Source organism: Acidovorax sp. LjRoot38 (assembly GCF_964252975.1).
Lineage (GTDB): Bacteria > Pseudomonadota > Gammaproteobacteria > Burkholderiales > Burkholderiaceae_C > Acidovorax > Acidovorax facilis.
Map to the genome: position 1 here is coordinate 323,753 of NZ_CAXUPT020000005.1, position 14,650 is coordinate 338,402.

Genomic DNA, 14,650 nt, shown 5'->3' on the forward strand with positions numbered 1-14,650 from the left:
TCATGCCGCCTTGCGGATGGGGAAGCTCTTGGCGTACTCGGCCGCCTTCGCCGCATCGAACTCGCGCCCCATGATCTTGAACTTGGGGTACGCGCCTTCGGGCACCTTCTGGTCCAGCGCCTTCATCTGCTTTTTTGCATCGGTGATGAGGAACACCTTTTCGGCGATCTGCTTGTAGTCCACATCGCCCTTGATGTAGCCCCAGCGCTGCATCTGCGTGAGCATCCACACGGCCATGCTCTGCCACGGCATGGGGTCGAAGTCGGCGCGGTCCGGCACGTTCTGGATCTTGCCCAGGCCGTCGGCGAACTTGCCGGTGAGCACCTGGTTGAGCACGGCCTCGGGCTGGTTCAGGTAGGCCTGGGGCGCAATCACCTTGGCGATGAGCTCGCGGTTGGCCGGGTCGCGCGCCATCGCGGCCGAGGTGAGCACCGCGCGGTACAGCGCAGCAAAGGTGTTGGGGTTCTTCTGGATGAACTCGGTGCTGGTGCCGAAGGCGCAGCAGGGGTGGCCGTTCCACAGGTCCTTGGTGAGCAGGTGGATGAAGCCGACTTCCTCGAACACGGCGCGCTGGTTGAAAGGATCGGGGCCGAGGAAGCCGTCGATGTTGCCCGCACGCAGATTGGCCACCATCTCGGCGGGTGGCACCACGCGCAGCTGCACGTCGGTGTCGGGGTTCAAGCCCGCCTCGGCCAGGTAGTAGCGCAACAGGAAGTTGTGCATGCTGTACTCGAAGGGGATCGCGAACTTGAAGCCCTTCCAGTTCTTGGGATCGCGGTTGTCCTTGTGCTTGAGGCTGAGCGTGATGGCCTGGCCGTTCACGTTCTGGATGGTGGCCACGTTCATCGGCGTGGCGTTGGAGCCCAGGCCCATGGAGATCGCCAGCGGCATGGGGCTCAGGAAGTGCGTGGCGTCGTACTCCTTGTTGATCATCTTGTCGCGGATCAGTGCCCAGCCGGCCGTCTTGGTGACTTCGACGCTCAGGCCCTGCTTGCTGTAGAAGCCCAGCGGGTGGGCCATGATCAGCGGGGTGGCGCAGGTGATCGGGATGAAGCCGATCTTGAGGTTGGTCTTCTCCAGTGCGCCCTGTTTCTCTTGCGCCATGGCCTGCATGCTGGCCACGGGCAACACGCTGGCGATGGCCGCCATGGCCGTTCCCTTGCCCACCGCCTTGATGAAGCGGCGGCGCACTGCGTCTTGCGGAAACAGCGCCTTGACCAGCGTGGCTTCGATGAACTCGTTGCTGTAGAGCTCGAACTCACGGGTCTCGCTGCGCTGGCGCAGGGTGGCTGCGGCGGCATCGGCCGACACCTCGGTGTGGTGGTCGGCCACCGTGTGGTCGCGGCCACAGCTGCATTTCAGCATCAACGGGCGGTCGGCATCGTAGGGCGAGAAGAATTCGGACATGGCACACCTCGAAGAAGTTGGTGCCAGGCGTTACGCAAAGCGCGGGCCAGTTTTTGCCGGTGTCGGCCCGCTGTCATGAATTCGTGGGTGTGGTGTCTACAGCGTGTAGGGCCAGCACTACAAATCGGTCGTGCAACGCACCGAATTCACTCTGCCGGTGCGCCACGTGCCAGCAGCGCAAGCTCCACATCGTTGCGCGCGCCGGTCTTTTCGAGGATGCGGGCGCGGTAGGTGCTCACCGTGTTGGGCGCGAGCTTGAGCTGCGCACCAATTTCGCTCACGCTCTGCCCGGCAGTGAGCAGGCGGAACACCTGGTGCTCCCGATAGGAGAGCGCGTCCACCCCGGCGGGCGTGCCCTGCTGGGCGGTGCGCACCACCCCGGTGCGTTCTAGTGCACCTGCCAGGGCTTGCGCGGTCGCCTCCGTCAGGTAGCGCCCGCCAGCGGCCACCTTGCGCACGGCGGCCACCATGTCGTCGGGATCGGCGCTTTTGTGCAGGTAGCCCGCCGCGCCCATCTGGATGCAGCGCACCGCGTATTGCCGCTCGGGGTAGGTGCTGAGCATCAGCACCGGCAATGCAGGCCAGGCCTTGCGCAGCGCCTGCAGCACTTCGAGGCCGTCCATGCCCGGCATGGCGATGTCCAGCAGCACCAGGTCCAGCCCCGGTGTTCCCGTGGGCCCTTGCAAGGCGGCGACCAGCTCCAGCACCTCGTTGCCCTGGGTGGCCTCGGCGACCACAGTGATCTCGGGCACGCCATTGGCCGGGTCGCCCAGCACCTGCTTGAGCCCCTCCCGCACGATGCGGTGGTCATCACCGATCAACACTCGAACCACGGAATTCATGACAGCTCCAGAGGAATCAGCAATTGCAGGCACGAGCCCTGCCCCGGCTTGCTGGTGATGCTCAACCGGCCCCCAAGCTGCCGCGCCCGCTCGCGCATGCCCATCACGCCATAGGCGGTGGGCGCCTCAAGGGCCTGGCGAGTGGCGCCCACGCCGTTGTCGCGCACGCGCAGTTGCAGCATCTCGTCCTGCACGTCGATGGCAATGTCGATGGCACTTGCCTGCGCGTGGCGGCCCACATTGCTCAGCATCTCCTGAAAGATGCGGAACACCGCGATGGCGGCAGGCTCGGGCAGGTGCAGGGTGGCAGGCACGTCCATCTGCCACGCCAGCTCCAGCTCGGCCGACTGCACGAACTCCTGTGCCTGCCACTCCAGCGCCGCCCACAGGCCCTGGTGGTCCAGGATGCTGGGGCGCAGGTCGGTGATGATGCGGCCCACGTTGTCCACGGCGTTTTCGATCAGGCGGCTCATGTTCTGGCACTTGCAGCGCATCTGGGTGCGCATGTCGCCCGCGGCCTCGGGCGTGCGCTCGCCCTGCTCGCCCAGGCGCTTGTGCAGCCAGTTCACATCCATCTTCAGCGCCACCAGCAGGCTGCCCAGCTCGTCATGCACCTCACGGGCGATGCGGGTGCGCTCGTCCTCGCGCACCTGCTCCGAGTAGGCCGACAGCTCGCGCAGCTGCGCCAGCGCCTGTGACAGCTCTTGTGTGCGTGCTGCCACTCGGCGCTCCAGCTCGTCGTTGGCGCGGGCCAGCTCATCGTGCGCGCGCTGCAGCTCATCGGCGGCACGCTTGCGGCTGGTAATGTCCACAAAAGCGATCACGGCACCCTGCACCTGATCGCCTTCCAAAATGGGGTGGCTCGAATACTCCACGGCAAACGCCGAGCCATCGCGGCGCCAGAACACCTCGGAGTCCACCCGGCAGGGCAAGCCCTGGCGGAACGCATTGAAGATGGGGCAGTCGCCGTCCGCATACGGGCTGCCGTCGGGGTGGCTGTGGTGGGTGAGCGCGTGCATGTTGCTCCCCATCACCTCATCGGCCGCAAAGCCCAGCATCTGCGCGCCCGCCCGGTTGATGAACACGCAGTTGCCCGCCAGATCAATGCCAAACACCCCCTCGCCCGTGGACTCCAGCAGCAGCCCCAGGCGGTTCTGCCAGAGGGCACTGGCACCGGCGGGCAGGTTCAGGACGTGGGTGGACATAGGGGTACCCAAGCAATGGCCGTGCCCAGGTGGCGACCAGGAACACATCGGGGACTGTGCGCCCGCCCGCCAACATCGCACAATAAGCGGATGCAAACCGCTCACCCGCCCTCTGTGGCCACTGTGGCCCCGCCCCCGCCGTCGGTATGGCGCCCGCCCAGCCTGTCCGTGCGCTGGTGGCCCGTGTTCATGCGCAACCTGCTGGTCTGGCGCAAGCTGGCCATCCCCAGCCTGGTGGGCAACATTGCCGAGCCGCTGATGTGGCTGGTGGCCTTTGGCTACGGCATGGGGGCCCTGGTGGGGCAGGTGAACGTGGGCGGCGCGGCGGGCGACACCAAGGTGCCCTACATCCTGTTCCTGGCCAGCGGCTCCATCTGCATGAGCGCCATGAACGCGGCCAGCTTCGAGGCGCTGTACTCGGCCTTCTCGCGCATGCATGTGCAAAAGACCTGGGACGGCATCATGAACGCGCCGGTGAGCCTGGACGACGTGGTGCTGGCCGAGATGCTGTGGGCGGCGTTCAAGGCGCTATTCACCGTCACCGCCATCCTGGGCGTCATGCTGGCCCTCTCCATCAGCCACAGCCCGAAGCTGCTTGTGGCCTGGCCGGTGCTGCTGTTCGTGGGGGTGATGTTCTCCAGCATCGCGCTCATCTTCAATGCGCTCGCCAAGGGGTATGACTTTTTTACCTACTACTTCACGCTGGTGCTCACGCCCATGATGTTTCTCTCGGGTGTGTTCTTCCCGCGCGAGCAGTTGCCCCCCATCGTGCGCGCCATCTCCGACTGGCTGCCGCTGACCAACGCGGTCGAGCTGGTGCGCCCGCTGTTCATGGACCAGTGGCCTGCCCACCCCCTGCGCCACGGCCTGGTGCTGGTGGTGACCACCGTGGTCGCCTTCTGGGTGGCCCTGGCCCTGACCCGCAAGCGCTTCAAGGCATGACCGCCCTGCTCGGCCCCAGCCATATCGCCATGGTGGCCAAGGGCGTGTCGGCCATCGTGGCGTCACGCGATGCGGCCCTGCGGCCGAGCATCATGCGGGCCGTGGGCAGTCGCATCAGCGGCGATGGGCTGGAGGTCACGGTGTACCTGCGGCGCAGCCAGTCCGAACAGTTGCTGCAGGACATTGCGCACACCGGCGAGATTGCCGTGGTGTTCAGCGTGCCGTCCACCCACCAGACGCTGCAGCTCAAGGCCCGCCGGGCCACGCAGCGCCCGGCCCATGACGGTGACCTGCCTGTGTTGCAGGCCTACCTGCAGTCCATGGTGCAGGAGGTGGGCCAGGTCGGCTACGGGCCGCAGTATGTGGGCGCCATGCTGGCGGCACCGCTGCAGGATGTGGTGGCCGTGAGCTTCACGCCCACCAGCGCGTTCGACCAGACACCGGGCCCGCGCGCCGGCGCGGAGTTGTGTTCGCCACCCACATCACCCTCACCACCTACGCCGCAGCCATGAGCACCGCAGCGCCGTCCCTGCACAGCATCCGCCCCTGCCTGGAGGGCGCGATTCCCGCCATCATGGCGACCTGCGACCCTGACGGCACCCCCAACGTGGCCTACATCTCGCAGGTGGTCTATGTGGATGCGGGGCATGTGGCACTGTCGTTCCAGTTCTTCAACAAGACCCGCCAGAACATCTTGCGCAATCCGCGCGCGTCCGTGCTGGTGCTGAACCCCCTCACCGCCCATTTCTACCGCCTGCACCTGCTGTACGAACGCACCGAGGACAGTGGCCCGGTGTTCGAGAGCATGCGCGCGCAGCTGGCGGGCATTGCGTCGCATGCGGGCATGGCCGAGGTGTTTGAACTCAAGGGGGCCGACATCTACGCTGTGGAGCGCATCGAATCGGTGGCGGGCGAAGGCCTGCCGGCACCGGCGCCACGTTCTGGCTTGCTGCACACGCTGCGCCTGTGCAGCGAAAGCATCGCGCGCTGCTCGGGGCTGGATGAATTGCTGCAAGGCGCGCTGCAGGGCCTGCAGGACAAGCTGGGCATCCAGCACGCCATGGTGCTGATGCTGGATGCCAGCGCCCAGCAGCTTTACACGGTGGCCAGCTGCGGCTATGCCACATCGGGCGTGGGTTCAGAAATCCGGCTGGGCCAGGGAGTGATCGGCATGGCCGCGCGCGAGCGCACGCCGGTGCGCATCAGCCACATGACGCACGCTGCCCTGTACAGCCACGCCATCCGCGAAAGCATGGACGCGCATGCCGCGCCCGATGCGCCCCCGTTGCGCGGCCTGGACATCCCTTACCCCGGCCTGCCAGAGCCGCACAGCCAGGTGGCGGTGCCGCTGCTGTCGGCCGGACGCCTGCTGGGAGTGCTGTTTGCCGAGAGCCCCGAGGACATGCGCTTTGGTTTCGAGGATGAAGACCTGCTGGTGGCCATTGCGGGCCAGCTGGCCGCCGCCATCGACCTGCTGCAGGCCGCGCCCGATGCGCCCGAGCCGCTGCCTACTCCAACAGCGGCACCGCCGGTGAGCGGCAGCGCGCTGCGGGTGCGCCACTTTGCGGCCAACGACAGCGTCTTCATCAACGACGACTACCTGATCAAGGGCGTGGCGGGCGCCATTGTCTGGAAGCTGCTGCGCGACCACCAGCACACCGGGCGCGTGGACTTCACCAACCGCGAACTGCGGCTGGACCCCGCCCTGCGCCTGCCCGATGTGGCCGACAACCTGGAGGCCCGCCTGCTGTTGCTGCAGCGCCGCCTGCAGGAGAACTGCCCGCACATCCACATCGAAAAAACAGGGCGCGGGCGCTTTCGGCTGTGCGTACTGCGCCCCGTGGTGCTGGAAGACGCTTGACGCCTTCACGCCACTGATTTCTCAAAGTCAGTGCACCAGACCCGGCACCACCGGCAGGCCCAGGCTGCGCATCAGCTTGGTCCACTCAGGCTGCGTGAGGTGCGGCTGCACTTGCGCCAGCACCGCTGCCAGTACAGGGGCAGGCGCATGCTGCTTCATGTCCGACAGCATGGCCGTGCGCTCGGCGGGTGACATGTAGGGCACCATCCAGCGGGCCACCACCATCATTTCCTGCGGCGGGATCGAGGCCACCAGCGCATCGTGCACGCCCGCCAGTTCCGCGTCGGTGTAGCACTGCCAGAGCACGCGGTTGTGCGCAGTCTCTTCCTCGTGCATGTGCTCGAAGTTGTGAGCCACAAACAGTGCCAGCTGGCGGTACAGGGCCTGGGTGGCTGCGGGGCGTGCGGGCTTGGCACAGGCCATCAGGTGGTTCACGCCGTCTGCCAGGGCCGTGATGGCCTCTTCGTGCTCCACATGTTCACCGGCAATGCTCTGGCTGGATCCGGGCTGGCGCGCCTCCATGGCGGCGTGCACGAACTGGTTCTCGTGGTGCAGGTGGGCGCGGCACAGGTCCAGCAGCTGCATCACGCGGTCGCAGGTGTGGGCAAACTCCAGGTCATCCTCGACATCCATGCGGCCCAGGCCCAGCAGCGTGTCTGCCATGAAGGCGCGCAGCGCCTTGTGGATGCTGGCGTACATGTCCATGCGGGGGGCGGCGGGCTGGGCTTGTGTCAGTGCGGCAATTTCGCGGGCATCAATCTTCATCACGTTCTTTCATGGCCCCGGTGGGCTCTTTCAGCGCCTTTTTTTGGGCGCTGGGCCGGGTGCACCATGCACCCGTTTCCATGCAAAGAAGTCTAGAAATTCGCCGCGCTTTTGCCTGTTAAAAACTCCTTAAACAGACCCTTTGAAAACCTTAAAAATCGCGTTCCGGGCGCCAAACGTGAAATCGTTCACGGCGCGGCGCGCAGCAGGTCCACCGCTTTTTCAGCAATCATCACCGTGGGCGCATTGGTGTTGCCGCTCACAATGCGCGGCATGATGGACGCGTCCACCACACGCAGGCCCGCGAGGCCATGCACACGCAGTTCGGCATCCACCACATCCAGCGGCCCGGGCCCCATGCGGCAGGTGCCCACGGGGTGGTAGATGGTGTCGGCGTACTGGCGGATGAACTGCTCGATCTCCGCATCGCTGCGCGCACTGGCCGAGGCCGCCAGCTCCTTGGCGCCGAACTTCGCGAGCGCCGGCTGCATGAGGATCTCCCGCGTGCGTTTGAAGCCACGCACCATGCGTGCCATGTCATCGGGATCGGCCAGGAAGTTCGGGTCCACCAAAGGCAAGGCCATGGGGTCGCGGCTGGCCAGCGTGACCGCGCCCCGGCTCTTGGGCTGCAGCAGGCACACGTGGGCCGAGTAGCCATGGCCGAACACGGTCTTGCGCCCGTGGTCCACCAGCTTGCCGATCACAAAGTGCAGCTGCAGGTCGGGCGCTGGCTCGGATGGGTCGCTCTTGATGAAGCCCCCCGCCTCGGCAAAGTTCGTGGTCAACATGCCCGTGCGGTGCTTGCGCCATTCGGCTATGCCGCGCAGCGTCTGCGCCATGCCCGACAGTGACAGGCCGAACAGGTCCTTGAGCTCGGGTGCGTCCAGCACCTGCACCACGTCGGGGTGGTCGTGCAGGTGCTGGCCCACGCCCGGCAGGTCGTGCAGCACCGGGATGCCTTGTTGTTGCAAGTGTGCGGCGGGCCCCACGCCCGACAGCATCAGCAGCTGCGGTGACAGCAGCGCGCCCGCACTCAGCAGCACCTCGCGTGCCGCGCGCACCTGCTGGAGCGTACCGCCCTGGCGGTATTCGACACCCACGGCGCGCGTGCCCTCGAACAGGATGCGCGTGGCGTGGGCACCGGTGATGACCTGCAGGTTGGAGCGCGCAAGGTGGGGCGTGAGGTAGCCCTTGGCCGCGCTGTGGCGTTCGCCGTTCTTGTGCGTGACCTGGTACAGGCCCACGCCCTCTTGGGTGGCCCCGTTGAAGTCGGTGTTGTGCGGGTACCCGGCCTGCACACCCGCTTCAGTGAAGTGGTGGCTGAAGCGGTTGGTCGAGCGCAAGTCGGCCACGTTGAAAGGCCCGCCCTGGTCGTGCCAGGCATCGGCGCCGCGCTCGTTGTGCTCGGCGCGCAGGAAGTAGGGCTTCACATCCTCCCAGCCCCAGCCCGGGTTGCCCTGCGCAGCCCAGTGGTCGTAGTCGGCGTGCTGGCCCCGGATGTAGACCATGGCGTTGATGGAGCTGGAGCCCCCCAGCACCTTGCCGCGTGGCTGGTAGCCGCGCCGGTTATTCAGCGCGGCCTGCGGCGTGGTGTTGAAGCCCCAGCCGTTCAGTTCGAACTTGGCCATCACGGCCAGCCCAGCCGGGCAGTGGATGAGCACGCTCTTGTCGGCAGGCCCGGCCTCCAGCAGGCAGACGCGCACGGCGGGGTTCTCAGTCAGACGACCGGCCAGCACGGAGCCCGCCGATCCGCCACCGATCACGATGTAGTCGAACATGTTTTGTGTCTCCTCCGCCGTGCTGCGCAGCGGCTTGTTGGTTCAGGTTTGACGCACGATAACCGAACGGTCGTGCGATTCCCCTTACCATTCCGGCCATCCGTTTCACTTTGAAGAGGGCTCTCTATATGACGATTCAGACCGTAGGCATCATCGGCGCAGGCACCATGGGCAACGGCATTGCACAGGCCTGTGCGGTGTCGGGCATCAACGTGGTGATGGTTGATATCTCCGATGCTGCAGTGCAAAAAGGCCTGGCCACCGTGGCCAGCAGCCTGGACCGCCTGATCAAGAAGGAAAAAATCACCGAGGCCGACAAGGCTGCGGCCCTGGCACGCATCCAAACCACCACCAGCTACGACGACCTCAAAGCCGCGCAATTGGTGATCGAGGCCGCCACCGAAAACTACGAGCTCAAGCTCAAGATCCTCAAGCAGGTGGATGCCCTCGTGGGCCCCGAGGTGCTGATCGCATCGAACACGTCCTCGATCTCCATCACCAAGCTGGCCGCCGCCACCAGCCGCGCCGACAAGTTCATCGGCATGCACTTCTTCAACCCCGTGCCCATGATGGCGCTGGTGGAGATCATTCGCGGCCTGCAGACCAGCGACGCGACCCACGACGCCGTGAAGGCGCTGGCCGAAGCGCTGGGCAAGAGCCCCATCACCGTGAAGAACGCGCCTGGATTTGTGGTCAACCGCATTCTGGTGCCCATGATCAACGAGGCCTTCTTCGTGCTGGCGGAAGGCCTGGCCACGCCCGAGGACATCGACGCGGGCATGAAACTGGGCTGCAACCAGCCCATCGGCCCGCTGGCGCTGGCGGACATGATCGGCCTGGACGTGTGCCTGGCGGTGATGGACGTGTACCTGACCGAGTTTGGCGACAGCAAGTACCGCCCCTGCCCGCTGCTCAAGGAAATGGTGGCCGCAGGCCGCTTGGGCCGCAAGACCGGGCAAGGCGTCTACACCTACTGACGGCCTTCAGCGCGCTGTCCCTCGGGGGACGGCGCGCAGTTTCCATTGCGTTTTCAATCATGAGCCAGGAGACATGCGCCCATGACAAACATCACCCCCACCACGCCCCCGCCCGAGGGCTGTATCGACACCCAGGTCGTCGGCCATGTGCTGCTGATCGGCATCAACCGGCCCGCCAAGCGCAATGGCTGGACGCCCCCCATGTTCCGCCAGCTGGCCGAGGCCTACACCCGGCTCGACGACGACCCTGCCCTGCGTGTGGGCGTGCTGCATGCGTTTGGCGACCACTTCACCGCCGGGCTCGACCTGCCCGCCGTGAGCGCCTACATGCAGCGCGGCGAAAAAGCCATCCCCGAAGGCCTGGTGGAGCCGCACGACTACGGCCTGCCCGGCTACCGGCGCCGCACCAAGCCCATGGTGGTGGCGGTCAAGGGCATCTGCTTCACGGTGGGCATCGAGCTGATGCTGGGCGCCGACATCGTGGTGGCGGCCGACAACTGCCGCTTCTCGCAGATGGAGGTGCAGCGCGGCATCATGGCCACAGGCGGCGCCACGCTGCGCATGGCCGAGCGCGCGGGCACGGGCAATGCCCTGCTGCACCTGCTGACGGCCGACGAGTTCGGCAGCGCCGAGGCGTACCGCCTGAACTTTGTGCAGAAAGTCGTGCCGGCTGGCCAGGAGCTGGACGAGGCCTTGGCGATTGCCCAGCGCATTGCCGCACAGGCGCCGCGTGCGGTGGTCGCCACGCGCCTGAATGTGCTCAAGGCCATCGAGCAAGGCCAGGCGGCTGCGGTGGCGGACTTCATCCCGGTGCAGAAGGAACTGGCCAACAGCGAGGATGCGGCCGAAGGCGTGCGCGCGTTTGTCGAGCGCCGGCCCGCGCAGTTCAGCGGGCGCTGAGGGCCTGGTGGTGCGTCGCCGCCAGTGCCACCACGCGCCAGATTTCAAGCCCAATTGACCGCCAGCGCAGATAAATCACGCGCTAGCAGCTTCACTATTGATAGCACCTCCTGAGGGCGACATAGATGCGGCGCCCCCGCATGCGCCAGCGGAGCGCGCGAATAGCACCGATGGCGCGGCGCCGCTCCCCCATCGGCACAATCCCATCCATTAACAAAGTTTTTCACAATTTAATTGCACACAATTGAATTCAAACTCACAATTCACCCCATGCCCAGCCCCAGCACCCCCTCCACACCCAGCCCCGCCATCCTGCGGCTGGACAACCAGGTCTGCTTTGCGCTGTATTCCGCCTCGCTGGCGATGACCAAGCTGTACAAACCGCTGCTCGACCAGATCGGCCTGACCTACCCCCAGTACCTCGTGATGCTGGTGCTGTGGGAGCAGGATGGCGTGACCGTGTCCGAGCTGGGCGAGCGCCTGTTTCTCGACTCCGGCACGCTCACGCCGCTGCTCAAGCGCCTGGAGGCGCAGGGCCACATTGCCCGGCTGCGCGATGTGCAGGACGAGCGCCGCGTGCGCATCACCCTCACGTCGCAAGGCCGCGCACTGCGCGACCAGGCCGAGGCCATCCCGCCCTGTGTGCTGCAAAGCAGCCAGTGCTCGATTGCCGAGCTGACGGCCCTGACCACCGAACTCAAGCAGCTGCGAGACCGGCTCAGCGAGCAACGCTGACGGTCTGCAGACAGCGCAAGAACCGATTCCCTCCACCGCCCGCCAGTGGGCAACAACCGCAAGGAAGACACCATGACCAAGCTCGAAAAAGTCCTGTACACCGCCAAGTCGCACGTGACCGGTGGCCGCGATGGCGCCGCCAAGACCGATGACGGCCGCCTGGAAGTCAAGCTGTCCTCGCCCGGCACCGCCGGCACCGGCACCAACCCCGAGCAACTGTTTGCCTCCGGCTACGCAGCGTGCTTCATCGGCGCGATGAAGGCTGTGGGTGGCAAGATCGGCATCCCCGTGCCCCAGGACGTGTCCATCGACGCCGAAGTGGACCTGGGCCCCATCCCGAACGCCTACGGCATCGCCGCCCGCCTGGCCATCAGCCTGCCCGGCCTGGACAAGGAAACCGCCCAGAAGCTGGTGGACGCAGCCCACCAGGTCTGCCCCTACTCCAACGCCACGCGCGGCAACATCGACGTGACCATCACGCTGGTGTAAGCCATGGGCCGCCAGTTGCTTCCCCGCATCGCGGTGGCCCTGGTGGCCATCGAGCATGTGTACATCCTCGTGCTCGAAATGTTCTTCTGGAACAAGCCCCTGGGCATGAAGACCTTCAACCTGACCCAGGAGCTGGCCGACGCCACCACCACGCTGGCGGCCAACCAGGGGCTGTACAACGGTTTTCTGGCGGCGGGCCTGTTCTGGGGTCTGTTCACCGGCAACCGGGTGTTCAAGATCTTCTTCCTGGCCTGCGTGATCGTGGCCGGGGTGTTTGGCGCCGCCACCGCAGCGCCCAAGATCTTCTTCAGCCAGGCGCTGCCCGCGATCATTGCGCTGGGCCTGGTGCTGGCGCTGGACAAAAAACCCGCCGTACAGCGCAGCCTCTGAGCTACCAAAACCATAGCTGCCAGCGCTTGATCAACAAGCGCTGGCAGCTATTTTTTCTTTGAATCCACGCAGGTACTGCCGCCTGCAAGCTGCCATTCAGCCATGCGCGCGATGATGGGGTTGGAGACAACACCATGAAAATCGCCTTGCTGTCCGACATCCACGCCAACCGCCAGGCCCTCACCGCCTGCCTGCAACACGCCCGCGCCCAGGGCGCCGAGCAGTTTGCGCTGCTGGGCGACCTGGTGGGCTACGGCGGCGAGCCCGTGGCCGTGGTGGAGCAGGTGCGCGACCTCGCCCAGCAAGGCGCCCTGTGCGTGCTGGGCAACCACGACGCCATGGCCCTGGCGCCGCCTGCCAACCCCCGCAACCGCAGCGAGCTGGGCGCGCAGTGGACGCACGACCAGCTCGGCAATACCCACATCGCTTTTTTGCAGTCGCTGCCGCTCACCGCGCGTCTAGGCAGCAGCGCGCTGCTCGTGCATGCCAGCGCCGACATGCCGGAGCAATGGCGCTACGTGGAGGACTCCAACGCCGCCGAGCGCAGCATGACGGCGGCCCAGGCCCTCGACCCCGCCATCCGCTACGTGTTCTGCGGCCATGTGCATGAGCAGGTGCTGTACTTCCTCACGCCCACCGCCAAGCTGATGCGTTTTGCGCCCGAGCCCGGCGTGCCCGTGCCTGTGCCACCGCACCGCCAGTGGCTGGGCATCGTGGGCTCGGTGGGCCAGCCGCGCGACGGCGATGCGCGCGCCATGTACGCACTGTTCGACGACACCGCCAGGCAGATCACCTTCTACCGCGTGCCGTATGACCACCTGGCCGCCGCCGCCGCCATCCGCGCGGCAGGACTGCCCGCGTTTTATGCCGACAGGCTGGAGCATGGTCAATGAAACTGCTCGAACCCGGCACCGAGATCGACGGCTTTCGCGTGGTGGACTGCATCCACGCGGGTGGCATGGCCCACATCTACGCCGTGGAATACGCGCAGGCCGACCGCAGCCCCGGCTTTCCCATGGCGATGAAGATCCCGCGCATGACGGCGGGCGACGGGGCCGAGAACATCGTGAGCTTCGAGGTCGAGCTGCAGATCCTGCCCGTGCTCAGCGGCCCGCATGTGCCGCGTTTTGTGGCGGCGGGCGACCTGGTGCGTCTGCCCTACCTGGTCATGGAATACATGCCCGGCCAGACGCTGCAGCACTGGCTGGACGAAGGGCCTGGCCGCTGCGACACAGCAACCATCGCACGCCTGGGCGCGGCCACCGCGCGCGCGGCGCACAGCCTGCACCAGCAGAACGTGTGCCACCTCGACCTCAAGCCGGCCAACGTGCTCATCAAAGAAGATGGCACGGCCGTGCTGCTGGACTTTGGCCTGTCGTGCCACGCGCACTACCCCGACCTGCTGGCCGAGGAAATGCGCCAGGCCGTGGGCTCGCCCGCCTGGATTGCGCCCGAGCAGGTGGTGGGCGTGCGCGGCGACCCGCGCAGCGACATCTTCGCCATCGGCGTGATGCTGTACGAGCTGGCCACGGGCGAGCTGCCCTTTGGCGCGCCCACCACCAGCGGCGGCATGCGACAGCGCCTGTGGATGACGCCTGCCCCGCCGCGCAAACACCGCGCCGACATCCCGCCCTGGCTGCAGGAAGTCATCCTGCGCTGCCTGGAGCCTGAGGCAGGGAGCCGCTACCCGTCGGCCGCGCACCTGGCCTTCGACCTGTCGAACCCCGAACAGGTGCAGGTTACCGAACGCGGCGAACGCACCGAGCGCACTCCACTGCGCACGCACGTGCGGCGCTGGTTGCGTGCTGCGGGCATGCACTACACGCCCAGCCCCCTGCCCTCGCAACAGATCGAGGACACGCCCATCCTCATGGTCGCCGTGCCCCATGCCGATGTGAGCGATGCCACGCTGTACTCGCTGCGCCAGGCCGTGGCCCGCTCGCTGGGCATCCGCCCCGGCGCGCGGCTGGCCTGCGTGACGGTGATCTCACCCAGCGCCAGCAGCACCAGCGACAGCGAGCGCAGTGAAACCACGCTGCACCGCCAGCACATGGCCCGTCTGCGCCAGTGGGCCCAGGGGCTGGACCTGACCGGACATGCCGTGAGCTACCACGTGCTCGAAGCGGGCGATGTGGCCCAGGCGCTGGTGCGCTATGCAGCCAGCAACCACGTGAGCATGATGATCCTGGGCGCCGCCACCCACGGGCTGCAGATGCAGCGCTTCATCGACACCGTGCCCATCCGCGTGGCGCGTGAGGCGCCCTGCACCGTCATCCTGGTCAAGCAGGCGCTGCCGTTCGAGCAACTGGGCCAGACGTTCCCGGGCTAAGCGCCTGTTCAAAGAGTGGGCCCCGCTGTC

General features: G+C 66.5%; 15 protein-coding genes. 10 read left to right on the top strand and 5 right to left on the bottom strand.

Going from position 1 to position 14,650, the window contains the following annotated elements; translation table 11 throughout:
- From ACSQ22_RS11570 to ACSQ22_RS11580, 3 genes are all read right to left on the bottom strand, one after another.
- Positions 1-1,407, bottom strand: a complete 1,407-nt coding sequence (locus ACSQ22_RS11570; protein ID WP_108499165.1) for a CmpA/NrtA family ABC transporter substrate-binding protein — start codon at positions 1,405-1,407, stop codon at positions 1-3.
- A 146-nt stretch (positions 1,408-1,553) separates the two neighbouring features.
- A complete protein-coding gene (locus ACSQ22_RS11575) occupies positions 1,554-2,249 on the bottom strand; it encodes a response regulator (RefSeq protein ID WP_094289105.1) in 696 nt (231 codons plus the stop codon).
- Positions 2,246-3,454, bottom strand: coding sequence for a PAS domain S-box protein (locus tag ACSQ22_RS11580; RefSeq protein WP_436130365.1), 1,209 nt, complete (start codon positions 3,452-3,454; stop codon positions 2,246-2,248). The genes ACSQ22_RS11575 and ACSQ22_RS11580 overlap by 4 nt, the downstream gene beginning before the upstream one ends.
- A gap of 90 nt (positions 3,455-3,544) precedes the next feature.
- On the opposite strand from ACSQ22_RS11580, the gene ACSQ22_RS11585 reads away from it, so the two are divergent.
- The 3 genes from ACSQ22_RS11585 to ACSQ22_RS11595 are packed head-to-tail and all read left to right on the top strand — an operon-like array spanning position 3,545 to position 6,257.
- On the top strand, positions 3,545-4,396 hold the full coding sequence (locus ACSQ22_RS11585; protein WP_056745601.1) for an ABC transporter permease: 852 nt from the start codon (positions 3,545-3,547) through the stop codon (positions 4,394-4,396).
- Positions 4,393-4,908, top strand: a complete 516-nt coding sequence (locus tag ACSQ22_RS11590; protein WP_436130366.1) for a hypothetical protein — start codon at positions 4,393-4,395, stop codon at positions 4,906-4,908. Before ACSQ22_RS11585 ends, ACSQ22_RS11590 begins: the two co-directional genes overlap by 4 nt.
- Positions 4,905-6,257, top strand: coding sequence for a GAF domain-containing protein (locus ACSQ22_RS11595; protein WP_436130478.1), 1,353 nt, complete (start codon positions 4,905-4,907; stop codon positions 6,255-6,257). The genes ACSQ22_RS11590 and ACSQ22_RS11595 overlap by 4 nt, the downstream gene beginning before the upstream one ends.
- A 27-nt stretch (positions 6,258-6,284) precedes the next feature.
- Here the strand turns inward: ACSQ22_RS11595 and ACSQ22_RS11600 are convergent, their stop codons facing one another.
- Both ACSQ22_RS11600 and ACSQ22_RS11605 read right to left on the bottom strand, forming a co-directional pair.
- Entirely contained in the window at positions 6,285-7,022 is a 738-nt protein-coding gene (locus tag ACSQ22_RS11600) for a hypothetical protein (protein WP_436130367.1), read from the bottom strand.
- Positions 7,023-7,210: 188 nt separating this feature from the next.
- Complete coding sequence (locus ACSQ22_RS11605) at positions 7,211-8,800, bottom strand: GMC family oxidoreductase (protein ID WP_436130368.1); 1,590 nt, start codon at positions 8,798-8,800, stop codon at positions 7,211-7,213.
- A 128-nt stretch (positions 8,801-8,928) separates the two neighbouring features.
- Here ACSQ22_RS11605 and ACSQ22_RS11610 point away from each other — a divergent pair, with 128 nt between their 5' ends.
- The 7 genes from ACSQ22_RS11610 (at position 8,929) to ACSQ22_RS11640 (ending at position 14,620) form a co-directional block, all read left to right on the top strand.
- On the top strand, positions 8,929-9,777 hold the full coding sequence (locus ACSQ22_RS11610; RefSeq protein WP_436130369.1) for a 3-hydroxybutyryl-CoA dehydrogenase: 849 nt from the start codon (positions 8,929-8,931) through the stop codon (positions 9,775-9,777).
- A gap of 81 nt (positions 9,778-9,858) precedes the next feature.
- Positions 9,859-10,677 (top strand): crotonase/enoyl-CoA hydratase family protein, encoded by an 819-nt coding sequence (locus tag ACSQ22_RS11615; RefSeq protein ID WP_436130370.1) that lies wholly within the window; start codon positions 9,859-9,861, stop codon positions 10,675-10,677.
- 270 nt (positions 10,678-10,947) lie between these two features.
- Positions 10,948-11,412: a MarR family winged helix-turn-helix transcriptional regulator gene (locus ACSQ22_RS11620; RefSeq protein ID WP_436130371.1), complete on the top strand. Its 465-nt coding sequence runs from the start codon at positions 10,948-10,950 to the stop codon at positions 11,410-11,412.
- Positions 11,413-11,484: 72 nt separating this feature from the next.
- Complete coding sequence (locus tag ACSQ22_RS11625; RefSeq protein WP_121423023.1) at positions 11,485-11,901, top strand: organic hydroperoxide resistance protein; 417 nt, start codon at positions 11,485-11,487, stop codon at positions 11,899-11,901.
- Between the two features lie 3 nt (positions 11,902-11,904).
- Positions 11,905-12,291, top strand: a complete 387-nt coding sequence (locus tag ACSQ22_RS11630) for a DUF1304 domain-containing protein (RefSeq protein ID WP_121422133.1) — start codon at positions 11,905-11,907, stop codon at positions 12,289-12,291.
- A gap of 134 nt (positions 12,292-12,425) precedes the next feature.
- The gene (locus ACSQ22_RS11635) at positions 12,426-13,184 is read left to right on the top strand and encodes a metallophosphoesterase family protein (RefSeq protein ID WP_436130372.1); all 759 of its coding nucleotides are present in this window, start codon (positions 12,426-12,428) and stop codon (positions 13,182-13,184) included.
- A complete protein-coding gene (locus tag ACSQ22_RS11640; protein ID WP_436130373.1) occupies positions 13,181-14,620 on the top strand; it encodes a protein kinase domain-containing protein in 1,440 nt (479 codons plus the stop codon). Before ACSQ22_RS11635 ends, ACSQ22_RS11640 begins: the two co-directional genes overlap by 4 nt.
- Positions 14,621-14,650: the final 30 nt, after the last annotated feature.